Source organism: Roseimicrobium gellanilyticum (assembly GCF_003315205.1).
In the GTDB taxonomy this organism is placed as follows: Bacteria; Verrucomicrobiota; Verrucomicrobiia; order Verrucomicrobiales; family Verrucomicrobiaceae; genus Roseimicrobium; species Roseimicrobium gellanilyticum.
The window spans coordinates 94,881-119,214 of sequence record NZ_QNRR01000002.1 but is presented as its reverse complement, the minus strand read 5'-3'; the positions used below and the strand labels follow the sequence as shown (position 1 = coordinate 119,214).

Sequence of the window (24,334 nt, the reverse complement as noted above, 5' to 3'; positions counted from 1 at the left end):
GGTGACCGTAGCGAGGAGTGAGGACCGTGCAAGGCGAAGGTTCAGGGTCCCAAAAGGGTCTCCTCAGGCCTTTTCCTCCAGCATCCGCACCAGCGCCAGGGCTGTGAGCATGGCCTTGGGGATGAACGAGGGCACATCCACATATTCCGGCACCTTCGTGCCATCGGTGGAGCGCTCGGAGCAGTGGGCATTTCCGCCGCTGGGGCCGAGGCCATCCAAGGTGGGACCTAGGTGGCAGAGATAGTTGGCATCGCTGAGACCGCCACGAGGTACCGACTTCATGGGCATGCCGAGAAGGTCCGCCGCCGCCTCCCACTTCGCAAACAGCCCCTGTGTGGCAGCGTCATTCGGCCAGGCAGGGGTGGTGCCCAGACATTGGATGGTGATCTTGGTGCCATTCTCCGTCTTCGAGGCCAGCGCCTCCACTGCTTCTCCGGCCCGGCGCAAAATGTCCGGTTCATAGGCACGCATTTCCAGCTCCGCCGCAGCCTCATGCGGCACACGATTGGTCACGGTGCCGCCAGAAATAGAACCCACGTTCACGGTGAGATCGGCGGCGTAGTTGGTCAGAGCGGCGGCTTTGCGCACGGCGTCGCAGATGCCCACAATGGCGTTGACGCCATTCGCGTGCGAGCTCCCGGCGTGCGCGGCATTTCCCTCGGCACAAATGCGGTACTCGGCACGACCCTTTCGAGAAGTGACGAGGTGCCACTCCGCACCATCCCGGGGGCCACCTTCGAACACGAGCACGGCATCCACGCCCTCCTGGCAGCGCTCCGCCGTACGTTGGGCGAAGTCGCTGCTCAGCACTTCCTCACTGGCATTCGCCGCGACGAGCCACTGGGTGTTTTCAAAAATCTCCGGAGCACACTCCCGCAGAGCCTGGAGCACCAGCCAGATGAGTACTGTGCCACCTTTGATATCCACTGTGCCCGGGCCATAGATGCGTTCCTCTCCGGGTGCCTCCTGCCAGTGGAAGTGATTGCGCTGCTCCTCCTCCGCCGGGAAGACGGTATCGAGATGCGTCACGAGAAGAATCTTGCGCTTGGCGGTCTCTCCGCGGCACAGGAACAGATGGGCCCCATAGGTAGCATCGGTGGAAGGCACGCTCTCCGCACGAAATCCAAGGTCGGCGAAACACACGGTGGTAAGCGCGCCCACCTGATTCACACCCGCCGGGTGTGAAGTGAAGCTGTTCACCTTCACCATACGCTCCAGCCAGTACATGGCGTCCGGCAGACGTCTGGACAGGGAGTCCTTGAGACGCGGAAGAAGGTCGTCGACCATGGGGCTTGTTGGTCTGTTAAAGACGGCGCACCTGCGCGGAAGGTCAACGCGAAAGTGCAGCCTGCGAAACGCCTCAGTAGAAACGACCTATAACGCTGATTGCTTGCCACAGCGTGACGCGAGGATTAAGTTTCGCACCGAGGTGCCTGCCGTTCTCCCCTTGGGCCGGTGCCTTGACGACATCCATCACGCATGAACGAAACCCCTCGCAAACGCATCCTCATCGCAGAGGATGTCCGTGCCATCTCGCTCCGCCTGGCCCACACGCTGCAAAGCCGTGGTTATGAAGTGGAGAGTGTCCAGGACGGTGAAGCCTGCCTCAACCGCGTGACCCGATTCCAGCCGGACCTGCTGGTGCTGGACCTGATGATGCCCAAGGTCAATGGCATGGAGGTGCTCCGTACCCTGCGCGCCATGCCGGACACGGCCGCGCTGCCCATCATCATCAGCACCGCAAAGGACTTCTCCACCGAGCTGAAACAGGTGCGTGCTCATGGAGTGCTGGATGTGATCATCAAACCCTTCGACCCGGAACTGCTGGGCCGGAAGGTGGACGCCTACTTCAGCGGAAAATGGGACGGACCCGAGGGTGAGGCCTTGGGCACCCCACCGCAAACAGGGCCGCACTACTCCCCTGTTCTGGATACCAGCCGTCCGCACATCCGCCTTTGGGGCACGCGCGGTTCCATTCCCGTCTCAGGTCCGCGCTACGCGCAGCATGGCGGCAACACCTCCTGCATGGAATATGCCTTCGGAAACGAGCGCCTGCTCTTTGACGCCGGCTCCGGTCTTCGCGAGGCCGGGCTCTCGCTGCTCCCGGGTGGCCCACGCCACATCCATCTTTTCATCACACACACGCACTGGGATCACATCCAGGGGTTCCCCTTCTTCCTGCCCATCTATGTGCCAGGATACGAAATCACGGTGTATGGCGAACGCGGCTTCGGGAAAAATATTGAGGCGCTTCTCTGCGGACAGCTCGACCGGGATTACTTCCCCGTGGAGCGCGAAGATCTGAAGGCAAAGATCAACTTCGTCTTCCTCGATGACAATCCCATCGAGATCAACGGAGCGAGGATCACGCGTGAATTCACGCACCACCCGGGTGCCACCGTGGCCTTCAAGATTGAGCACAACAAAAAGAAGATCGCTTATGTGCCGGACAACGAGTTCCTACAGGGCTATCTGGGCAATCCCGCGGACATCGCGCGCAGCAGCGCCATGGTCGCCCCGCACGAGCCGCTCCTGACCTTCCTGCACGAAGTGGATGTCCTCATGCACGAGGCGCAGTACCGGCCGGATGAATATCCCAAGCGCATCGGCTGGGGACACTCCAATCTGGCCAGCGCCTGCGCTCTGGCGCGCCTTACCGGGGTGGCCAAGTGGATCGTGCTGCATCACGATCCCAACCATGACGATGCCACGCTGCACACGAAGCTCAGCCTTACGTGGCAGATTCTTGCGGACCTGGGGCACTTCGTACCCGTGATGCACGGGTATGATGGGATGATGGATTTTGTGTAGGCGCCACTGAGGAGCATCCGCATCCAAAGTAGCCACGGCTTTAGCCGTACGTTCTCATGCGTGAATGAACCGGCTGAGGCTGTAGCTACCTTGTTGCGTGCAAGGCAGTTGGGGATTTGGCCGTGCATTCGCGCGCACTGTACGGCTGAAGCCGTAGCTACTTTGTTGGGGTATGATGGATTCTGGGTAGGGGGCGAAGCGTTGTTTACGCGCAGGGGTTGGTTCGGATCTGCATGGAGGAGCGGGCTGCATTGGATTCAACACAGCGCCGAGCGGAGCGAGACGACTGCGAAGCAGCCCGAAGGGTGAGGACGGCAGGACGAATCAAACACAGAGACGCAGAGGAACTTCGGAGACTGAGAATTCCTCTGACTCTCAACCCTTAGCTCTCAACTGCACTCCCTCAGGCTATCAACTATCAACCAAGGACCATCAACCTCTCCCTACTCCCCTGCCACCTTCTTCATCTCGGCGAGGTTGGCCTTCATCACGTCGAGCCAGTTGCCGGATTCGGGTTTGTTGCCGCACGGGTCGAAAACCACACTCTGCACGCCGATGGCCTTGAGCTTTTCCACGGATTCCTTGGCGGGTTCGCCTTCCCAGATCATCCACTTGGCGGGATGAGTGGTGAGGATCTTTTGCAGGTCGGCCATGGCAGCATCGTCCGGCACGGTCTCGGGTTCCCAATGCACGGCTTGCAGATTGAGTGCATAGCGGCGCGCCCAGTATTGGTACACCGGGTGCGAGGCGACCAGCGGCTGCGAGCCAATTTTCTTCGCGATGGTTTCCATCTCGGCATCGAGGGCTTCGATTTCTTTTTTCAAGAGATCGTAGTTCAGCGCGAAGAGTTCGATCTGCTCCGGACGGATGCGCTGGAGTTCTTCACGGATGGCATCGGCCTGTTTCAGCGCCTGTTTAAAATCGATCCAGGTGGTGAATGCAATGCCGGCATGCGAATGTTCACCGGTCTTCCCATGGCTGTGGGTGGTGGCTTCCTTCACCTCGATGTAGTTGCTCTTGAAGCCCGCGGAGGTGTCGAGTGTCTTGGATTCGGGAAGCGTCACTTTGTCCAGCCACTTGGAGTAGGTAGCGCCGTTGAGCACGATCAGGTCTGCTTTTTGCAGCGCCGCGATGTCTGCCTCGGTAGGTTGCCAGAAGGCGGGATCCTCATCTGCGGGAGCGAGGAAATGCACCTTCACCTCCGGACCACCGATGCGATCCGCGAAGTAGGCCAGCGGGTAGTTCGCCGCCTGGATTTGGATCAGACCTGAAACAGAGGTCTGCGTTTTTGGCTTGGACTCGTCATCCTTTCCCGGAGGCGTCGGTTTGCACCCAATCGTGAGCGCCACGGCTGTGATGGCAAGCGGAAGCAAGAGAAAGGAGGAAGGCTTCATGGTGCGGATGCTATCGTGATGATGGAGTACGCGCAAGTGAGGGTGGGATCTTGTAGGTGGTGGCAATACATTTAGGTGCAATTGGGGATCTATTCGAACATCTGCAATCAAGTGCAGGGGTTGGGAATGGGAGAGGTGGATGTGGTCATCTGCATGGGATTCAACACAGCGCCGAGCGGAGCGAGACGACTGCGAAGCAGCCCAAAGGGTGAGGACGGCAGGACGAATCAAACACGGAGACTCAGAAGAACTTCGGAGACTGAGGTTGAGTTCTTAGTTGATAGGACGCTGTGTGGTCAGAAGACCTGACTTCGCGTCCGCGGCATCAACTGAGGGGATAGCCACAAAGAGACGCAAAAAACTACAAAGATTGGGATGATAGGCGTCCTGCGCGTCTCTGCCTCCTCTGCAACGAAACGTACCACGCCTCACCACCCGGCATACCCAGTACTCCCCCCCTCTCCTCCTCTGCGTCCTCTGCCCCTTTTGCGTCTTTGCGGTTAACCGAAACGTCCCTGCAACGCTGCCCTCCCCCAGCACACATCTTTTTCCCCTTTGCTGCTTTCGCTGCTTTGCGACCATCTGAGCAAGCCTGCCCACCATTTCTCTACGCGTCTCCGCCTCCTCTGCAACGAAACGTCCCACCCCTCAGCACCCCGCATACCCAGCACCCAACCCCTCTCCTCCTCTGCGTCCTTTGCCTCTCCGCATCTTTGCGGTTAACTGAAACGTCCCCGAGATCCTGCCAAGGGACTGGCGAGCTACGTTTGGCAACTGCACACAAAAAAGCCGGGCCATTGCTGACCCGGCTTTGAATAGGATGGAGATGAACTCAGCGCGTTAGCTGCGAATCACAATATGCTTCGTCTGGCCGTCGCGAAGGATCTTCAGCACCACGGGGGCGCCGTCTTCGTCACCACGGTGGGAGCGGGCTTCGGCAGTCGACTTCACGTTCTGGCGGTTTACCTGAACAATGACGTCGCCCTGCTGGAGTCCCACCTTGGCGGCAGGACTGTCATCCTTCACCGAGGTGACCAGCACGCCTTCGACTTTCTCATCAAGACTGTATTCATCCCGCAGTTCGCTGGTGAGGTTTTCGATCTTCACTCCAGTGAGGAAGGAACCGCTCTTGTCAGCACTGCCTCCCTTGTCGCCGGGGCGCTGGCCCACGTTGGCAAACTTGTCGGCATCGAGCTTCTCAAGCGTCGCGGTGAGGGACAGGTTCTCCGGCTTCTTCGTCTTTTCGTTGAAGCGGATCACACCGAACTTCACAGCTTCACCAGGATGCTTGCCGCTGATCATGAGGCGCAGCTTGGAGGGCTGTTCGACCTTTTCTCCGTCGGCGCTCACAATGACGTCACCACCGAGCAGGCCGGCCTTTTCCGCGGGGGAATCAGGCACCACTTCGGACACGGTCACACCACGGGAATCATTCAGGCCGTAGAAATCGGCCATGCTGGGATCCACGTCAGACATCACGACGCCGAGGAAACCACGGTCCACCTTGCCGTCATCGAGCAGGTCGGTGACGATGGAGAGGGCCATGTTCGACGGAATCGCAAGACCGATGCCGGAGAACATACCGCTGCGGGTTTCAATGGCGGTGTTGATGCCGATGACGCGGCCGAGACCATCCACCAGCGGACCACCGGAGTTGCCGGGATTGATGGCGGCATCCGTCTGGATGAAGTCTTCATAACCGGACTGCTGCTTGTGGCGGATGATGCCCACGTCGCTGCGGCCAAGGGCGCTGATGATGCCCTGGGTCACCGACTGGTCGAGGCCCATCGGGGAACCGATGGCAAGCACCACGTCACCCACGCGCAGCTTGGCGCTGTCACCGAAGGTGGCCTTGGGAAGGTCCTTTCCATCGATCTTGATGAGAGCGATGTCTGTGGAAGGGTCAGAGCCAATCACCTTGGCGATGTACTCCTTGTTCTGGCCGCCGATGCGCACCTTCAACTGGTCAGCGTTTTCCACGACGTGATTGTTCGTCATGATGTAGCCGTCGCTGGTAAGGAGCACGCCGGAACCGAGACCGGTCTGACGGGGTCCTTGAGGAGCACGGGGAGCGCGGCGGTTGTTGCCACGCGGGGCCGGAGTGCCGCCTTCCTCACCATGGCGCTCGAGCCAGTCTTTGAAAAACTCGCGGAACATGGGCGGAAGCTGCTCGATGTCATCTTCGTCCATATTGGGGCCCATTCGGCCACCACCGGCGAGAGACTTGGTCGTATAGGTGCCGATGCTGACGACGGTGGGCAGCGTGCGCTCGACCACGTCCGCATAGCTGAGGGTCACCTGTCCGGCATTCCGGACTTCAGCGGAGTCACGGCCGATCTGGGAGAGGAACTCCGCAGGCTTCAGCTTGGGCACCACTTGGGGCGCCGGTTTTACTTCGGCAGGCTTTCCAGCCTCTTCTTGGGCGACTACAAGAGCCGCCGCACCGAGCATGGCCATACCGGCAATGGCAAGGGTTTTGGATTTCGACTTATTCATGGATGTATTGGCGATGTATTGATACTAATCCGTGCAATAGAGACGACGCAGGAATGCCAATTGTTGAACCTATTTGTGATTTTTTATTTGAACGTTCTTGACGGGGTATTTCACCACTTCGCCATGAGGCAGAAGCAGGTGCATCATCAGGTGATGCACCACAAAACCATGAGCGCAAACTAACTTTAGAGCATCAGCTCAGGAGGAAGATACGCGCCTCACAGTCATCTGGACGGGTCTGGAAGCGTCCCGCTACCGCATCCGCTCTATTCCACCTTAATACACCACGCCTTTTTCACGACACCAGGCCGAGGCCTCCGCATTGCCCAGAGCAGCGGATTTCTGATACCACTGCGTCGCCTGAGCGCGGTCGGCAGGAATGCCAGTGCCATACTCCAGCGCGTGCGCATACTGCTGCATGCTCTCTGCATGACCGCGACGTGCCCCCTCGGCAAAGAGCTGCACCGCGAGAGCCGCATCCTCCGCCACGCCCTGCCCCCGAAGGTACAGCGCCCCCAGATTCCCACAGGCGGAGACGATCCCGGCGCGATAGGCCTCACTGCACAACGCAAACGCCCGCGCATCATCCCGGGGAACCCCCTTCCCGAGGCGGTAGCACACGCCGAGGAGGTCCTTAGCCTGGCTGTCGCCTGCGGCAACAGCAATGCTCAGCAGCTCCACGGCCTTCACAGGATCCGAGGGCGTGCCCCAGCCCTGAAGATGGCATTCTGCCAGAGGCACATTTGCAGGAACGCTTCCGGCCTGTGCCGCCTTTTCAAACCAGATGTACGCAGCGCGCTCATCCACCGCGCCCACTTCACCGCGCAGGCTGGATCTGCCCATCGCGAGCATGGCCTCGGCATTTCCCCGTGAGGCTGCACGCTCCGTCTCGACCCGCAAGGCAGCGGGGAGCTTGCCGCCGGAGAGCCGCAATTCCGCCAGCCGGGCATCCAACTTGGCATCCATTCCCGCTGTCTCAGGAGACACCACTGGCGCGGGCAAAGAGGATGTCGATGCAACCGGGTTGGTCATCGCCGGAGGCGGAGGCACAGGAGCGATGGTGGGTGCCTGAGGAGGAGCAGCCGAAGCCGGGCGCGGAGCGGCGGGAGCCACGGAACCCGCAGCCGAGCCGGCCCGCGGAGGCGTGGCCTTTGGCTCCAAGTTCACATCCTTGAAGGAAGAACCTGTCGGTGCTGGCAAGGTGGGCGCACCAGATGATGGCTGCTTCTTGGGCGCAACCGGCAGGTCAATGATGGGCGCATCAGGCGCGAGAGGGTCGGTGGCCAGCACCGCTTTGGGAGCCGGGATATCCTGCCACAGAGCCCGGCCTGAAAGATGCGCGAGTATCGCCCCCAGCACCAGGGACCCAATGAGCAGCAAGGCCACCCGGATCCACAGGGAGGTTTCCTCGTGCATGGGACGCCAGGAGCTTTCGCTCTCGGGCAACTCATGCATTCTGCCACGAATGGGCCGCAAGCCCCCACCCTCGTAGTGGTCGTCTGGGTCGTGAGCCTGAGTCTGCCGGATGAGCGCCTCGGCAAAGCCGATGGTGGGCTTTGGAGGAGGATTATGTGCCGGAGCGCTTGTCAGTGGCGGGGTTGCCCCCTTTTTTTCCGGCAGGCGCGTCAATTGACGAAGTCCCTCTGCGGGCGCTGGCCCTGCGACCTTCGGCTGGTATACAGGAGCCTCCTGCGCCTCTGGGGCGCTCGCTGCAGCTTGGCCACCGCTGACCTCTGACCACACGGCACCCGTGCGGGCGGACTTCGCGACGTCAAACTGCTGCATCACACGGGCGTACTTCGCCAGGAATGCGGCACGCTTGATGGGCGCTCCCTCACGGGCATGGCGGACTTCCTCCTCCAGCAGGCGGCGGACGCTATCTGTCTCCGCAATCCCCGCCTCGTGCTTCGTGGCATCCGCATCCGGCATGCCCGCCAGGAAACAACCGAGCGCCGCCATCCACCCACCGTTCCAGATGGGCTCGGCATCATCGCTCTTGTTTGCATCGAGCGGCAGCAGCACGGCGGGATCTGTGCCTCTGCCTGCGATGGCATGCAGACAGGGATGCGCACGAATGACGACGGAAAAGCCAGACCACTCATTCAGCTTTCGAGAGAGAAGACCGCTGTCGCGAGGCGACTCCTGGCCCACTCCGGTGAAGAGGAAGACATCCTCCAAACGCAGACGCCGCGCAGGAAGGCCGGCTTTCTCAAGCTGGGCCAGAGCAGCATCCACTCCGGCGAGTACCAGGTAGATCTCCTGCACGCCGAGCGTATCACGCACCTCCAGCACTTCCTGAAGGGTCACGCCCTCCACCGCCGTCTCCGCCACCGTCTGGATACCGTCCTTTTCCTCCACGAAGAGCACGGGGACGAGATTGGGAAATTTGCCAGCCTTGGGGAGATTCTGCACCTGCTGGAAAAGCTCCGCAGGAATCGTGCCTGCCAGCCTGGAGGGTGGCACCTGCTCCACCACCACGGCCTGCCCCAGCTTCAGCATGGTACCCCGCAGCGAATAAGGATGATATGGGTCCAGCTTCTGACTCTGGATGCGTACCGTGGAAGCAATGCTGCGAGCCACCTCGGTGAAACCCGCCAGCAGAACTGCGAGGTAGGGACGCGGCTTGCACGCGGAGGGCAGCTCCACAGGTGGCGCTGGCGGCATGAGCGTGGAAAGCTCCTTCAGCAAGGCCGCGAGGGCCTCCTGCTTTTCCGGTCCGCAGGCACTGAGAAGATTCTGAAGCAACTCGATGAAATCCGCCGTCTGCAGGGTGGCCGATGCCGGTGACTCACCGCTCTCCAATCGCTCCTGAAAAAAAGCATTGAGGAACTGGCCCTGCTTTTCCAGAGGCGACCGTCCCTGCCTGGCCTTGGCTGCCTTGCCGACGGGCTCTTCCATGAGGCGGTAGTCTGCGACTTCCACCTCCACAGACTGGGGTCCAGTCTGGATGATGCGGAGTGCGTCCAGCGGCTGGGTCGGCACGAAATCCCCCACCTCAATCAACGCCTGCATGGCTTCCAGCGCAGAGTGGGTGACCTGCATGGCAAGCCACACTGGGAGGGACTCCGATCGCTCCAAATAACTGCGCAAGGTCTCCCCATCCACATTCGTGGTGATGTAAAAGGGACTGCCATCATCCTCGCCGTAGTCCAGCAGACGGGCGAGCCGGGTATGGCCACGAGCGCGCACCTGCTTCGCCCGCTCCTCGAATACGGTCTTGTCCTTCAGCGGCTCCAGCAGGACGTGGAAGTGGACGAAGACATGCCGCTCCAAATCGAAGGCGAGCACGCCCACCTGTTCTGCGGACCGTACCACCTCGATATTTTTCCCCCCAGCTTCTTGGGCGATGAGGTAATGTCGGAATTGCGTAGGACCCGGCATGCTTTCGATTACCCTGACATTCGGCATCCTTGAGGAATTTTGCAAGGGTTGAGTATGTGATCAGAGCCGATATGAACGCGCCTCATGGTGAAGCTTCGTTCAACTGAGAGCGCGGCCTGTCTGCTAACCTCCGCTTTCCCAGAAATGTGCGAAGGGAAGCAACCTCAGCACAGTCATTCTTTTACGATACCTTGGGCAGAGGCATCACCTTGCCGTGCTTTTCCTCGTAGGCAATCCGCTCCGCATTCCAGCTTTCGAAAGCTTCCCTCACTAGCCGCGCACCATCCACAGATGAGGACTCCTCTGGTACTGAGATTTCTGCGGAACCAGTACTTCTGAGACGCTTGATTCGCTGCACTTGGGCACGCACCTCTTCATCCGACGTTCCCTCAGCAGCTTCCACACCAGCCTTGGTCGCCGCACGGCATGCCTTCTGGAACTCGGTCATGAGGTGACATACGCCATCGATAGTCACGGGTAAACTCAAACCACATGCTCACTCCATTGCGACACTTCTCTGGTCTATCGCTCTGCGCGCCTATACACCGGTGGGGAGCCGCTGCGCCGGCTTCCTGACTAGAGAGGGCGGAGGTGGGGCGGAGCATCCGGGTGATAGGACCTTGCCGCATGCTAGTTCCACACCGCCTCCCCAAGGTTCCGCGACACGTCCGAGATCGTAGTACGACCAAGAAGCTGGCGTGACACCGCGCTCGTACACCTCAGGAATCACAAGACCGCTCACGAAGTAACTCAAGAACCTGTCACGCGGCATGAAAACGCCGACATGCAAATGCCATACACCTCCATCTTCATTGGCAAAACCAAAATGTCACTTCAGCACATCCGCCCGCCGATTTCCCCACTTGCGATTCTCAGGACAAAACGCCATCATGCGCTGGACGTTCACGCAACACACATGAGGAAGCCGCGGTCATGAATCTGTCCCCGCACCTGGGTTATGAAGAGGAGTCGCATGCCGGGGGAAAGGTCCTCAAGTTTGCGGGCGAGGCGGACTTCCTGGCGGTGCCGGCGGTCAGGCAGCTCTTGAAGGGACTGCTCGCGCAGAAGCTTCCGCTGCTCATCGTGGACCTGTCCGGCGTCACCTTTCTGAACACGCCCTTCTGGGCGGCCATGCAGCGCTACCAGCTTGATGGGCATCCCGATTCGCGGCTCGCCATCTCAGGCATGAATGAGGCGCTGCGGGCCGCTTTTGACATCAACGGTGTGGGCCTCGAATCCGCCGAGGGTGGCCACATCGCGGTGTATGACACGCTCGCGATGGCGAAGGCAGCGGGCAAGGCCAGTTGATCCCAGCACGGCAACATTCTTTCTCTTCTTCACGTGAAGCCAGGCAGTGAATACAGCTATCCAGGTCTCTCGACGGCGATGTTTCGCGGAGCGATGGAGCGTCCCTGGCTGCCCGCCAGCATGTGGAAGACCTTCTTCCAGCGAGCCCTGTCCGTCGGGGTGCGCGCCGCGCCCACGGTCTTCCTGATGTCACTCTGCGTGGGCCTCGTGATTGCGCTGGTGCTGCAGGAGCAGCTGGCGAAGTTGAGCATGCAGGACCGCGTGCCACGGCTCATCTGGGTAATTCTCAATCACCAGCTCGCGCCCCTGCTCACCGCGACGGTTTTCATCGGTCGCAGTGTGGCCGGCACGGCGGCGGAACTGGCGAACATGAAGATCGCGGAGGAGATCAAGGCCTTGGAGACAATGGGCGTGGACCTCTCGCGGTACATCCTGCTGCCGGTGCTCGCGGCCTTCGCGCTGATGCTGCCCGTAATGACCATCTACACCGTGGGCGTGGGATTGATTGGCGCCTTCCTCATCTGCTCGCAAACGCTGGGCATGTCTGTGGACCAATTCGTCGTGCGCGCGCTTGAAGGGGCGCAAATCAGTGACGTGCTTTTGAGCATCGGCAAGGCATGGGTATTCTCTCTCATGGCAGCCATGATTGCCTTCAACAAAGGACTCAATGCCACGGGCGGCTCCGATGCCGTGGGACGTGTGGCCACCGCCGCCGTGGTGACCGCGCTCGTCTCCGTGACCGCCATCAACGCGGTGATCACCGGCCTGCAACTGCTTCTGAAACGCTAACCATGTCACCCGCTGCCAAATCCACGCCAGCCACCGGGCCTCTGCTCGTGGTCAAGGACCTGGTAAAGGCCTACCCAAATGGCACGCGCGTGCTCAATGGCGTGAGCTTCGAAGTGCATGCGGGGGACGTCTTCACCATCCTCGGAGGCTCCGGCTGCGGGAAGAGCACCCTGCTGAACATCCTCATCGGTGTGGATGCCCCAAGCGAGGGCTCAGTGCATGTGCTCGGTGAGAACATCCACCAACTCCCCCGTCCCAAGCGCGCGACGTTGATGCGGGATGTGGGCGTGCTTTTCCAATCAGGGGCGCTGCTGCAGAGCCTGACCATTGCGGAGAATGTGGCGCTGCCATTCCAGCAGCACCACCCGGAGATCGCGAGTGACAGGGAACTGCTGGAGGACACCGTGATGATGAAGCTGCGCGCCGTGGGACTGTCGCGGCATGCGGACAAGTATCCACGTGAACTCAGCGGCGGCATGAAGAAGCGTGCCGCACTCGCACGCGCATTGGCGCTGGATCCGAAGCTGCTCATCAGCGACGAACCCACCTCCGGGCTCGACCCGGTGAGCACGAAGGAAATCGATGATCTCACCATCACCCTCAGCCGGAAGAGCGGAGCGACAGTAATCGTGGTGACACACGATCTCCTGAGCTTCCAGCGCATCGCCACACGCGGCATCATGCTCGGCGCGGAGCGGGATGGTGCGGTGCGCGGCACCGTGCTGCTCTCCGGCACGAAGCAGGAATTTCACGCGAGCACGCATCCGCTGGTCCGCGCCTTTCTCCAACCTGCCGAGGACCTCGCTGCAGCAGGCACTGTAGCCTGAGCTCTCGATGCCACTTCCCCTTTCCCCATGAAACTTCTGAAATCACTCAAGGGCTCCTACGATGCGGTGCTGGTGCTGCTCATCGTGGCAGTAGCCGGCATCCTGCTCTTTGCCATCTACCGGGCAATTGGCGGCGGGTCGGGCACGAAGCTTTCTTTCGCAGCGTCATTTGATGACGTCACCGGCATCAAGGAAAAGTCCAAGGTGCTCTTCAAAGGGATGCCGGTGGGTTCCGTGGGCGCTCTGCAGTATGAGCCGAAGACGGACAAGATACTCGTGCGCATCGACCTGCAGAGCGAGGTGGAGATTCCCGCCAATGTGCAACCCTATCTGGAGAGCTCGCTCTTTGGTGAGTCGCACATTTCCCTGAGGACACACCCCATGCACTCAGGCCTGGCTACGCTGGCCTCCATCACGGAAAATCACCAGGGCTCGATCGAAGAGCTGCATTGCATCGAAGGCGTGCGCCTGAGCCGCGCGGACTCCGTGCTACCCGGTCTGGATGAGAATGCCAAGAAGGCCGTGGATGCCGCCGCGCAAGCGATGGTGGAAGTGAAAGCCATGGCCACGGTCTCCAAGGACATGCTGAAGACAGTGAATGATGACATGGATCACCTGGTGATGACCCCCGTGAAGGAGACCATGGATGAACTGAAGAAAATCATCGCCGGTCCCGAGGGTCAGCAGGATGAAGGCCTCGCCTTTGAACTGAAGAACGCCGTCGCCGAACTGGAGCAGAGCACCACGGCGATGAACGTGCTCTTCAACGGAAGCAAGGATGGAAGCAAGAAAGGCCTCATCGATCTCACGCAGGATATCGACGGTGGCTGGCAGGACATCGTGAGCACGCTTCTGGAAGGAAAGGAGCAGACCGTATCTGAATTGCAGAAGGTCTCCTCCGCCTTGGACAAAGCAGGCAAGGCCATCAGCCGCAGCGAGACACAAATTCAAAAGCTGGGCAGTGCGTCTGACAAGGTCGGCGATGCCGCGAAGCGTGTGGATGTCTTCATGGAAATGCTCTCCCTCAAACCCAACGCCGTGGTGTGGGGCAAGAACAAGGAGCAGGACAAGATGATTCAACAGCGCGGTGGCACCGTGACTCCGAGGACAGGCACGAGTGGCCAGAGGACAGCACCGCCGTTGCCACGGAAGTAATTCGATGCAGTGAGACAGGAGAGCCGTTGCCGCTAATCCAAGATGAACTCCACGTCGCAATTGATGCTTCCTTCATTGCTCCCGGAGGGAGCAATGAATGGTAGCCGGTGGTGCAGGGAGCTTCAGCGACCGCAACCACCGGATCCTACGGAAACCTCATGGCGTCCCGGAGGGCACGCCGGAAGCGGACTGCCTGGCGATGACACATCATCCGATCCTGCCATCCCTCTTCCGCCGTCCCATCCGGGACGGAATGTTTTTCACCACGGTGATCCGGTGGTTGCGGTCGCCAAGGCTCCCTTCACCGACCGGCTAACGTTCCGCTGTCCCTCCGGGACAAATACATCTACTGCCTCGGTTAGCGTCTACAGGCAGGAGTGCCCCCGATCCTTGGGAGCAGCGCTTCCGCGCTTCGAACCATGAGCAAGCCTGCACAACCACGGGAGGCCGAAGACACATCGGTGACCGCCATCCCCTCCACGCACGGCGAAGGTCTGCTGGTGGAAACACTGCTTGGCGTGGCGGCTTCGCTGAATCGCTCCGGCGACTTCGAATCGCTGCTGGCGAATATCCTGCATGGCGCGCGCGCAGTGATGCGGTGTGCAGCATGTTCCATCTCACTGCCGGACGCAGCGAGTGGTGATTTGCTGATTCACAGCACGCAACGCGATTGGAAGAAGGAGGGCGCATGGCGCTTGCCCAAGGGACAAGGCATTGCCGGTCGTGTGTTCGAATCCCGCGAGGCCGTAAATACCTCGGATGCGGCGAAACATCCGGAGCACTACCGCCGCACCGGGCAAGATGCGGGTCTCGCAACGCAAGCCCTGCTCACCATTCCTCTGCTCGATGGAGAGCATTGCCGCGGCGTGATGCAGGCAATGAATCCAGAAGATCGCGAGCACTTCGGCACAGAGGACATGCGCATCTTCATGGCCTTCGGTGCGCTGGTGTCCGTCACCCTCGGCAGACGCGAGGCGGAAGAGCAGGCCAAAGCCCGCGCGGTGGAAGAGGCCGAGCGCAAAGTGGAGATGGAACTGGCGCGGCAGGTGCAGGAAACCTTCCTCCCAGAACCCCGTGCGACGCATGGTCCACTACGCATGCAGGCGTATCTGGAGCAAGCGACGGGCATTGGTGGTGACTGCTACTTCTTTCACTCACCAAATCCGCATCTGCTGCTTGCTGGAGTAGGCGATGTCACTGGCAAAGGCTCCAGCGCTGCGCTGGACATGGCACGACTCACCACGCAGATCGCGCTCACGGCTTCGCAGTGTGTGCCGGAAAAATTCAGCGCATGGCTCGCGACGCTGAACAACACACTGTATCAAGCCATGCACGCCGGTGACAATGCGGCGGCGCTGACGGTGCTGCTCTTTGATTTGAAGCATCGCCGTGTGCAGGCCTCCGCATTCGCCCAGGCGCCACCGCTCTTTCGCTCACGCGAGAATGGCACGTGGCAAGAGATTGCGTGCCCGAGGCAGCCGTTCTTCGGTCAGCGTCGTCTCACGGAGTGCAAGGTGGCCTCCATGGCACTCGGCTCAGGCACGCACTGGCTCGCGCAGTCAGACGGCATCCTCGAAGCCGTGATCAAAGATGGCTCCGAGCTTGGTCGTGAAGGTCTGCTCGGCATTCTCAATGACGCCGCGTGGCATGAGTCCACGGACATCGAAACCCTCGTCACGAAATGGCGCGCCCTCCTGAAGGATGGCGCGCGCGATGACGCCACCCTTCTTCTCCTTATGGACGCGACTCCCCCGCCCGCTTCCGTCTTTGAAGCCGCCTGCACCCCGGAGAGCATCCGGGATGCGCGCAAGTTCTGCGAAAGCTGGCTCGACTTCGCCGGCTTCGACAAGAATGCCAAGGTGCAAATCCTCGTGGGTTGCGACGAAGTGCTGACGAATATCCTGAAGCACGCCTACGGTATCGACCAGCCTCCGGGCCCCATCACCTGCACCGCAGCCATGGAACCCGCGAAGTTGCGCTTCACCATCAAGCATCGCGGACGCGGTATCTCCCAGGAAGAAGCCGCCGCCCAAGCCCACTCCGGCGCCCGTGAAGAAGGCGGCATGGGCCTGGCACTAGTGCGCCGCGTGTTCACGCATGTGCATTTCCACGCGGCGGCGAGCACGCGGGAAGAGTCGGAGATTACGCTCGAGAAGGAACTGGTGGGGTAATCGCTCGCAGCGACCTGCTACCATCCGAGGCCTCGCCGGGACAAAGCATCCAGGGAAGCTTAAGTTTGCGCCCATGCCTTCGATTCCCCGATCGCCCTACCCAGCTCTTCTCGCTGGTGCGGCGCATGCTTCATGCGGTGGCTAACGAGGAGAATGATTCGGATATTTTCTAGAGAAAGATTCGTTGAATTGAGAGGTAGTGAGATATCACAACGAGTGACATCGATTCCCATGAACGAAGGTTCAAAAACACGCAAAAAAAGCCGCTGGCTCGTCGTCGCGGCGATCGTGATTTCTATTGTGACCCTGCTGGGGATCTTCGGGTACCGGATATACCGCGTGGCAGCGCTGCAAGGGGCGCTTGCAAAACGATGGCAGGTGGCATTCGCAGGTGGAGAGCCTCCCTCCCCGGGACCGGCATGGGCGAATAAAGCGGTCGCTTCGCTGATACAGTATAGGGGCGGCACGAATGTCGAGAACATCGTGTGGCGTGAGCGTTTGCTGGCCCTGTCCCGTTCGGAAACGGACGCCATCTTCATCACCACTTCGGACAGCTTTCACAAGGATTTTTCCCGGCATTGCAACGCTTCCCCAAGCTCCGCACGTTTGTTATTCGCGACGTCATATCGGGGACCATGACCCAAGGCGATATCGACACCCTCTTCACCGTTTTGGGCAGCATGGAGCACCTTGAGAAAATTCAAATCGACACCCATTTCTGACGGACGAAGTCTTCGCGAAGCTCGCAGGACTTCCCAAGTTGAAGGAGATCCAAATCAGCAATGGGAAGTGCAGCGTGCGACTTCTGGAGACTCTCAAGACGCTGCCAAACCTGAAGCAACTGACCCTCGGCATCAGGTCAAAGGACTCCAAGTGGATTCTGGAAAACCCGGAACAGCTCTACCGCGACTCCCTCCCGGGAGCGACGGTGAGTTTCTCGAGGGATTTTTAATCATGTGAGCGTCCCTCAAAGAAATGGACGGTAGGGATGCGATCCTGCGCTTCCGTAGATAGCGGGCAGAGGCGGATGGAAATGCCACGTGGCGAGCCATTTCGTGCCGCAGCTCCGCACCGCCACCTCATGGCAACGGAAGCCTGAATACTGACTTTTTTGCGGAATCCCAGACTCCGATGTCCTGTGTGATCCGCTGCGTTCGTCACGCTTGGAAGGCGCGATCCCAAGGCAGGTGTCAAAAGGAGACCCGACCTCGCTTGCTTCATCCAAACCCATCTGCAAATCCCATGCCACTACCCACCCCCATCACCGGCGGCTGCGCCTGTGGAGCCATCCGCTACGAGTGCACTGAGGCCCCCATGGAAATGTTCTGCTGCCATTGTCGCGAGTGCCAGCGCGCCAGCGGCGGCCCCTATTCGCCCGCAACACTGTTCCCCATCACAGGCTTCAAGATCACCCAGGGCACACCGAAGTATCATGACCGCCCCAGTGATGGCGGCGGCCAACACACGCGCGGCTTCTGCCCGGATTGCGGTTCGCGGTTGTTTGGTGCGGTCAATCCGACATTCCCCTTCATCGGCGTCGTCGCTTCGAGCCTGGATGACCCCTCGATTTTCAAGCCAGCGTACCACATCTTCACGGCGGATGCCCAACCGTGGGACCTCATGGACCCGGCACTGCCGAAGCATGAAGGCTATGCGCCGATGTAGGACAAGGCTTGGAGCATGTTGATTGGAACTTTAGCCGATTTCAGGAGTACGCCGAAGGCGTTGCACATCGTCCAGCCCAAGGTAAGCTTCGCCGCGAAGCGGCAAGCGCCACCTTGGGTTACGGCATCTAGATGCTGAACGCTGGAAGCGTTCCACAGAAGTGCTGCAGGGCGGAGGCGGCCTTTTACTGTCGTTGATGCCTGTTTGTGGAATTCTTTCAGAGTTCAAGGTCTTCTCTCCTGCCACCCAAGGTGGCGCCTGCTTCGCAGGCTGACCTTGGGCTGGACGATGTACAACGCCTTCGGCGTAAAACACGGCCAAAGTTCAACTCAAAACGCGCTAGCCGGGAGCTCCGATCCGAGCGTCGCCCGCAAAAACATCCCTCCGCACTCCGGCCTCCGCATTCCGAACTCGCCTGTTGCCCTTCCGTCCCGCCTCTCCATCCTGCACCGATGCCGAACCGCCTCTTCCTCCTCGACAGCATGGCGCTGCTGTACCGTGCGCATTTTGCACTGATCAAGAAACCCATCTTCAACAGCAAGGGGGTCAATACGTCGGCGCTCTACGGCTTCGCCAATGTGCTGCTGGACATCCGGGAGAATCAGAAGCCCACGCACTTCGCGGCGGCCTTCGATACCAGCGCGCCCACCCCTCGGCACACCATGTTTGCCGATTACAAGGCGCAGCGCGAGGAGATGCCGGAGGACTTGTCCGTGGCCATCCCAGCAGCGAAGCGCCTGCTGAAGGCGATGCGCATCCCCATCCTGGAGCTGGATGGGTACGAGGCCGATGACCTCATCGGCACGCTCGCGCATCAGGCGGAGGAGCGCGGTGATTTCGAAACGTACATGGTCACGCCGGACAAGGACTTCGGCCAGCTCGTGACGGAGCGTACGAAAATCTACAAGCCAGGTCGCCAGGGCAGTGACACGGAGATTCTCGGCGTCGCAGAAATATGCGAGCGCTGGGGCGTCTCCAAACCGGAACAGGTCATCGACATCCTCGGTCTCATGGGGGATGCGAGCGATAACATCCCCGGCATCAAAGGCGTGGGCGAGAAGACAGCGGCGAAGCTCATCCAGCAGTTCGGCGGTGTGGACGCCATGCTGGAGCGCGTGGATGAGATCGAAGGCAAGCTGAAGGACAAGGTCAAGGAAGGCGCAGCCATGGCGCGTCTCTCGCGACAGCTCGCCGTGATCATGCGTGATGCACCCTCTCCGGTGGGACTTGATGAGATGGCGCTGCAAAGCTTCGATGACGATGCGCTGAAGGCCATCTTCGTGGAGTATGAGTTCAATGCGCTCGGTCGCCGCATCTTCGGCGACGACTTCAAGGCCGGACGCGGCGCGGTGGCGCCGCAGGCAGCGCCCGCAAAGAAAACCTCCAAGAAGGCCGCTGCTGGTGGCGATGCTCAAGGGGACCTCTTCGGTGGAGGCGGAGGTGGAACCACTGCGGAAGCGCCCACCACCATCCCCACGGAGCTGGAGGCGAATGAGCAGGAACTCTTCTCCGAGCCCACCAATCCCAATCTGCAAACCATCACCACCGTGCCTCACAAGTACGAGCTGGTGACCACTCGAGAAGACCGTGAGCGCTGGCTGAAGCGACTCTCACAGGTGAAGGCCTTCTGCTTCGACACAGAGACGGATGGACTCGACCCGCTCACCGCGCGCATGCTCGGCATGTCCTTTGCCATCGAGCCGTTTGAAGCGTGCTACATCCACATTCCCGAAGACCCCACAGAGCATCTCGCAGTGCTGGCAGAGCTGAAGCCACTGCTGACGAAGAGCACGGCGGAAAAGATTGGGCACAATCTCAAATTCGACCTGCGCGTGCTCATGGCGCACAAAATCGAAGTGGCAGGCCCGTTCTTTGACACGATGCTGGCCCACTCCCTCATCGAACCGGACCAGCGGCATGGGATGGACTACTTGAGCGAGCGTTATCTGGGATACACGCCCATCTCCATCACTTCACTCATCGGAGAGAAGAAGGGACCGACCCCGCAGAAGAGCATGGCGGAGGCGCCTCTGGAACCGCTCGCTGAGTACGCGGCGGAAGATGCGGATGTAACCCTGCAACTTGCGAACATCCTGCGCCCCGAGCTGGAGAAGCAGGGGCAGCACAAGGTCTTCTATGACATCGAGGCACCCTTGCTTCCCGTACTCGTGCGCATGGAGCACGTGGGGGTGAAGGTGGATGTGGCCACGCTGGAGGAAATCGGCCAGACTCTGGAGCATCGCGCTCGTGAGCTGGAAGCACGCATCCACAGCCACGCCGGATTCCCCTTCAATCTGAACTCGCCCAAGAAGCTGGGTGAAGTGCTCTTTGATCAATTGCGCCTCGTCGAGAAGCCGAAGAAGACCGCGACCGGCCAGTACCAGACGAATGAGCAGACACTGCAGTCACTGCTGGGCGTGCACCCCATCATCGAGGAGATTCTCTCCTACCGTGAATCGACCAAGCTCAAGAACACTTATGTGGACGCCCTGCCTGCCACGGTGAATCCCATCGATGGACGCGTGCACACCACCTTCCACCAGCTCATGGCGGCGACGGGCCGCATGGCTTCCACGGACCCGAACCTGCAGAACATCCCCATCCGCAGCGATGCCGGGCGCGAGATTCGCAAGGCTTTCGTCCCGGAGAAGGAAGACTGGGTGCTGCTGAGCGCGGACTATTCGCAGATCGAACTGCGCGTGATGGCCGCCCTCAGTGGTGACGATGCCATGGCGGAGGCCTTCCAGCGCAAGCTGGACATTCACACCGCCACCGCCGCGAAGGTCTATAACGTGCCTCTTGAAGAGACCACGTCTGATATGCGCCGCACGGCGAAGATGGTGAACTTCGGCATCATCTATGGCATCAGCGCCTTCGGCCTGAGCCAGCGTCTTGGCATTCCACGGGCGGAGGCGGGGCAGATCATCGACAGCTACTTCACGCAATATCCCGGCGTGCGCGAGTTCCTGGATCGCGAGGTGCAGGATGCGCGCCAGCGTGGCTTCGTGGCCACCCTGACCGGACGCCGGCGTTTCCTGCGGGACATCAATTCCTCCAACGCCACCGTGCGCAACGCCACGGAACGCGTGGCCATGAACACGCCGATTCAAGGCACCGCCGCAGACATGATCAAGCTCGCCATGATCCAGGTGGACAAGGCCCTGCACGACGGCGGCTACAAGACCCGCATGCTGCTGCAGGTGCACGATGAATTGCTCTTCGAAGTGCCCAACAGCGAAGTGGAAAAGGTCACACCCATCATCGTGGAGAGCATGCAGCATGCGTTACCGCTGCGCGTGCCAGTGCTGGTGGAGACCGGCACGGGGAAGAACTGGCTGGAGGCGCATTGACCAACGTAGTTCGCGAGTCCCTTCGCGAGTTTATTCCGTCAACAATCTCGCGAAGGGACTCGCGAGCTACGTTGGCCTGTGTCGATCTCTCCCAACGCTCTCCTCATTCTCGCTCCCCGCGTCACGGATGACTCCGTGGCCATGTGGCGCGTCGCTCGTGATGCAGGCTGGCTGACACAGCGGCTGGCGAACTGGCGAGTTCCGGATGAACTGAAGACGTTCTCCGGAGACATCGCCATCTATGCCGAACCGCTCTTTGCGGAGGCGGTGGTGGACCAGATTGGATTCGTACTGCTTGAGCCGCCGATTGACTGGTTGGTAAAGCTTCCGAAGTCGCTGCGGCATCGCGAGGTGTCCATCATGCGGCTTTCTGAAGCACGCTCGCGGGTGACGAACCAGTTCGTGAAACCCGCGGACGGCAAAATCTTTGAGCCAAAGGTGTATGCGAAGGGTGAAGACCTCCCCAAGGTGGAACAGGTGGAGGACATCCAGGTGCTCGTGAGTGAGCCGGTGACCTTCCTGAATGAGTTCCGCTGTTTCGTACTGGAGGGCGTGGTGCTGTCTGCCTGTCCCTACTGGAGGAATGATGCCCTCGCGCAGGCAGCGGATGGTTCATGGCCTTTCCACGGAAATGAAGAGGCGGAAGCGATGGCCTTCGCGCAAGAGGTTCTCACACATCCCGAAGTGACCTGCCCGCCGGCCTTTGTGCTGGATGTGGGTTGCACACGTGAGCACGGCTGGGCCGTGATTGAAGGAAATCCGTGCTGGGGTGCGGGCTTGTATGGATGCAACCCAAGTGCCGCGCTGGAGACGGGGCGAAGGGCGGTCAGGAGGGGGAATGGGCTGACGGCCGAGGATGAGCGGTGGGTGTCGAGAAAGTAGTCCGCCGAGCCTCGGCGGCGGGTGAACCCGCCCCGTGATACCCAACCTCCTCTAACAGCACTTTTTCACCCACGAGGCCCTTCTAGCAAAGTGCTCGTCACAAACACAGCAGGTGTATGGCGGGCGTGGGACAGGCTTTTATACGAACACGACTGCCACCCACCGCCGAGGCTCGGCGGACTACTTTCTCTCGCGAAGGGACTCGCAGGGAACGTTAAAGAACGCCATTGTCCAACGGCGCCGCTCACCTGAGTTTCAATCCCATGAAAAGCCTTCTCGCTTGGACTCTGATTCTTCTGGCTTTCGCTTCCTCGCGGGTCATCGCGCAGGCTCCTGATGTTGCCGAGACGCCGAAGGCAATCCAGGAGCTTGCGGCATCGACTCATGGCAAGAAGTGGGCGGAGGTGCGGTCCATGATGCTTGAGAAATTTGGGGAACCCTCTCGCGTCATCGGTTCAGGCTTCCGAATTGAGAAGTGGGATTTGCCCGAAGGCACGCTCACGTTTCATCCCATGTCAGGACCCAGCTTCCTGGATACGAAGTCCAGGAAGCTCTATCGGCTCTACCAAACGGAAACCCCGGCTGGAGAAAGTCTCCTTTCGAGCTATGAAATGACCACCCTTCCCGACCCCAAGTCGTATGGGAACAGTTTCTGGCTGGGAAACATCAAATTCGGGACGGGCTCGGAGTACCAGTTCACTCCTCAGAAGCAGCACCTGCGATACCTGCCGCAGGATAACTTTTTCCATCAGTTCCCCGAGGGTACCGTGCAGGTGCGATACGTGGAATCCGTGAAGGCCAGCACCCTGCTGGAGACCGTGGCAGAAGCAGCGACCATCGCGCATCTGGAATTCACTTCGGAGGATGGCCGGGCAAAGGCCTCCTATGCGATCCAATGTTCAGAGCGCTCCAGGACTTTGACCTGGGTCTCGGAGAAGAGGGACGATGGTGAGGTGAAGCCGATGCCATTCAAGATGGTTACCAGGTGGAGTTTCAGAAGGAAATAGGAGCGGTGGCCAGGAAAGTAGTCCGCCGAGCCTCGCGGCAGTGCAGAGGGAAATGCAAAATGAGAAATGAAAGGTGAAAAATGCAAAGTGACTGAGCTGCCTTCCATTTTGCACTTTTCATTTTTCACTTCTCATTTTGCATTGTTGGGCGCGGCTGCTCGCGCTTGCAGTTGGGGTGAGGGCTCATGGGCCAGCTACCGCCACCCGCCGCCGAGGCTCGGCGGACTACCTTCTTTTCTGAGTCACTCCTTAACCACCGCGTGTGTGCACATCACCATGGGCCCCAAGGTATAGAAGGGTCGATAGGAAACCCAGCAGGTGACTTTTGTGCCTATCTCAACGCCCTGGCTCTTTAGAGTCTCTCCGGAGATGCTGCTGTGGATTGAGTGGATTCTGCCTTCAGCGGTCTTGATGTCAATCCACCTGGGGTCGCCTCCCAATCCAACCACAGTTCCTGAGACCTCATCACTGCCGCGCCATGCAGACTCGAGCCTGCTGGCAGGTTCGAAAAGTGCTACCACATCGGAGCGAGTCTTGGCCGAGGCAGAGAATGAGAGGCCGAAAATCCGGAGCTTTGCATTGCTTAACTTGGAGGAAACAGCCTCCTCGCCCAGTGTCCGATAGCCGACAAGATAGAGGCATCCCAAAAGAAGCGCTGTCCCAAGGATGGGGAGCATGAGGCGCCTCGAGTTCATGAGTGATCCCATTGTTCCGTGGAAAGGGTGAATGGCAAGAGGAGAGGCCTTTACACAGCTGCCACACGCCGCTGAGGCTCGGCGGACTACTTTCCTGGCGGCATTCCGGATTTGTTGTGACGGGCGAGTGGATGGTATGATTTCGCGAAGGGACTCGCGAGCTACGTTGGGCTACCGCCTCGCGGTGGGTTCGCCGGTGGCGCCCCGGCGGCAGTGCAGAGGGAAATGCAAAATGAGAAATGAAAGGTGAAAAATGCAAAGTGACTGAGCTGCCTTCCATTTTGCACTTTTCATTTTTCACTTCTCATTTTGCATTGTTGGGCGCGGCTGCTCGCGCTTGCAGTTGGGGTGAGGGCTCATGGGCCAGCTACCGCCACCCGCCGCCGAGGCTCGGCGGACTACT

At 60.0% G+C, this 24,334-nt stretch carries 18 protein-coding genes; 12 read left to right on the top strand and 6 right to left on the bottom strand.

Annotated features, from left to right (window positions below):
• Positions 1-63: 63 nt before the first annotated feature.
• A complete protein-coding gene (locus DES53_RS05780) occupies positions 64-1,287 on the bottom strand; it encodes a M20/M25/M40 family metallo-hydrolase (RefSeq protein WP_113957292.1) in 1,224 nt (407 codons plus the stop codon).
• A gap of 192 nt (positions 1,288-1,479) precedes the next feature.
• Here DES53_RS05780 and DES53_RS05775 point away from each other — a divergent pair, with 192 nt between their 5' ends.
• Positions 1,480-2,811, top strand: a complete 1,332-nt coding sequence (locus DES53_RS05775) for a response regulator (protein WP_113957291.1) — start codon at positions 1,480-1,482, stop codon at positions 2,809-2,811.
• Positions 2,812-3,254: 443 nt separating this feature from the next.
• Here the strand turns inward: DES53_RS05775 and DES53_RS05770 are convergent, their stop codons facing one another.
• The 4 genes from DES53_RS05770 to DES53_RS05755 form a co-directional block, all read right to left on the bottom strand.
• Positions 3,255-4,205, bottom strand: a complete 951-nt coding sequence (locus DES53_RS05770; RefSeq protein WP_113957290.1) for a metal ABC transporter substrate-binding protein — start codon at positions 4,203-4,205, stop codon at positions 3,255-3,257.
• 840 nt (positions 4,206-5,045) lie between these two features.
• Entirely contained in the window at positions 5,046-6,701 is a 1,656-nt protein-coding gene (locus DES53_RS05765; RefSeq protein WP_113957289.1) for a Do family serine endopeptidase, read from the bottom strand.
• A 276-nt stretch (positions 6,702-6,977) separates the two neighbouring features.
• Positions 6,978-10,082, bottom strand: coding sequence for a Sel1-like repeat-containing protein kinase family protein (locus DES53_RS05760; RefSeq protein ID WP_170156885.1), 3,105 nt, complete (start codon positions 10,080-10,082; stop codon positions 6,978-6,980).
• Between the two features lie 181 nt (positions 10,083-10,263).
• Complete coding sequence (locus DES53_RS05755) at positions 10,264-10,530, bottom strand: hypothetical protein (RefSeq protein WP_113957287.1); 267 nt, start codon at positions 10,528-10,530, stop codon at positions 10,264-10,266.
• Positions 10,531-11,015: 485 nt separating this feature from the next.
• Between DES53_RS05755 and DES53_RS05750 the strand changes: the two genes are divergently transcribed.
• From DES53_RS05750 to DES53_RS05700, 11 genes are all read left to right on the top strand, one after another.
• A complete protein-coding gene (locus tag DES53_RS05750; protein ID WP_113957286.1) occupies positions 11,016-11,390 on the top strand; it encodes an STAS domain-containing protein in 375 nt (124 codons plus the stop codon).
• A 33-nt stretch (positions 11,391-11,423) separates the two neighbouring features.
• Complete coding sequence (locus DES53_RS05745; RefSeq protein WP_147263232.1) at positions 11,424-12,179, top strand: ABC transporter permease; 756 nt, start codon at positions 11,424-11,426, stop codon at positions 12,177-12,179.
• 2 nt (positions 12,180-12,181) lie between these two features.
• Positions 12,182-13,006 carry an ABC transporter ATP-binding protein gene (locus DES53_RS05740; RefSeq protein ID WP_113957284.1) on the top strand — a complete coding sequence of 275 codons (825 nt, stop codon included), beginning with the start codon at positions 12,182-12,184 and terminating at the stop codon, positions 13,004-13,006.
• A gap of 27 nt (positions 13,007-13,033) precedes the next feature.
• Positions 13,034-14,161, top strand: a complete 1,128-nt coding sequence (locus tag DES53_RS05735) for an MlaD family protein (protein ID WP_113957283.1) — start codon at positions 13,034-13,036, stop codon at positions 14,159-14,161.
• 419 nt (positions 14,162-14,580) lie between these two features.
• Positions 14,581-16,332, top strand: a complete 1,752-nt coding sequence (locus tag DES53_RS05730) for an ATP-binding SpoIIE family protein phosphatase (protein WP_113957282.1) — start codon at positions 14,581-14,583, stop codon at positions 16,330-16,332.
• 231 nt (positions 16,333-16,563) lie between these two features.
• Entirely contained in the window at positions 16,564-16,971 is a 408-nt protein-coding gene (locus DES53_RS05725; RefSeq protein WP_113957281.1) for a hypothetical protein, read from the top strand.
• Positions 16,972-17,092: 121 nt separating this feature from the next.
• Positions 17,093-17,284 carry a hypothetical protein gene (locus DES53_RS05720; protein ID WP_113957280.1) on the top strand — a complete coding sequence of 64 codons (192 nt, stop codon included), beginning with the start codon at positions 17,093-17,095 and terminating at the stop codon, positions 17,282-17,284.
• Between the two features lie 290 nt (positions 17,285-17,574).
• On the top strand, positions 17,575-17,997 hold the full coding sequence (locus DES53_RS05715) for a GFA family protein (RefSeq protein ID WP_113957279.1): 423 nt from the start codon (positions 17,575-17,577) through the stop codon (positions 17,995-17,997).
• A gap of 452 nt (positions 17,998-18,449) precedes the next feature.
• Entirely contained in the window at positions 18,450-21,347 is a 2,898-nt protein-coding gene (gene polA, locus DES53_RS05710; RefSeq protein WP_113957278.1) for a DNA polymerase I, read from the top strand.
• Between the two features lie 78 nt (positions 21,348-21,425).
• Entirely contained in the window at positions 21,426-22,229 is an 804-nt protein-coding gene (locus DES53_RS05705) for an ATP-grasp domain-containing protein (protein WP_113957277.1), read from the top strand.
• Positions 22,230-22,492: 263 nt separating this feature from the next.
• Positions 22,493-23,236, top strand: a complete 744-nt coding sequence (locus tag DES53_RS05700) for a hypothetical protein (RefSeq protein WP_113957276.1) — start codon at positions 22,493-22,495, stop codon at positions 23,234-23,236.
• 242 nt (positions 23,237-23,478) lie between these two features.
• Here DES53_RS05700 and DES53_RS05695 read toward each other — a convergent pair whose 3' ends face one another.
• On the bottom strand, positions 23,479-23,913 hold the full coding sequence (locus tag DES53_RS05695) for a hypothetical protein (RefSeq protein ID WP_147263231.1): 435 nt from the start codon (positions 23,911-23,913) through the stop codon (positions 23,479-23,481).
• Positions 23,914-24,334: the final 421 nt, after the last annotated feature.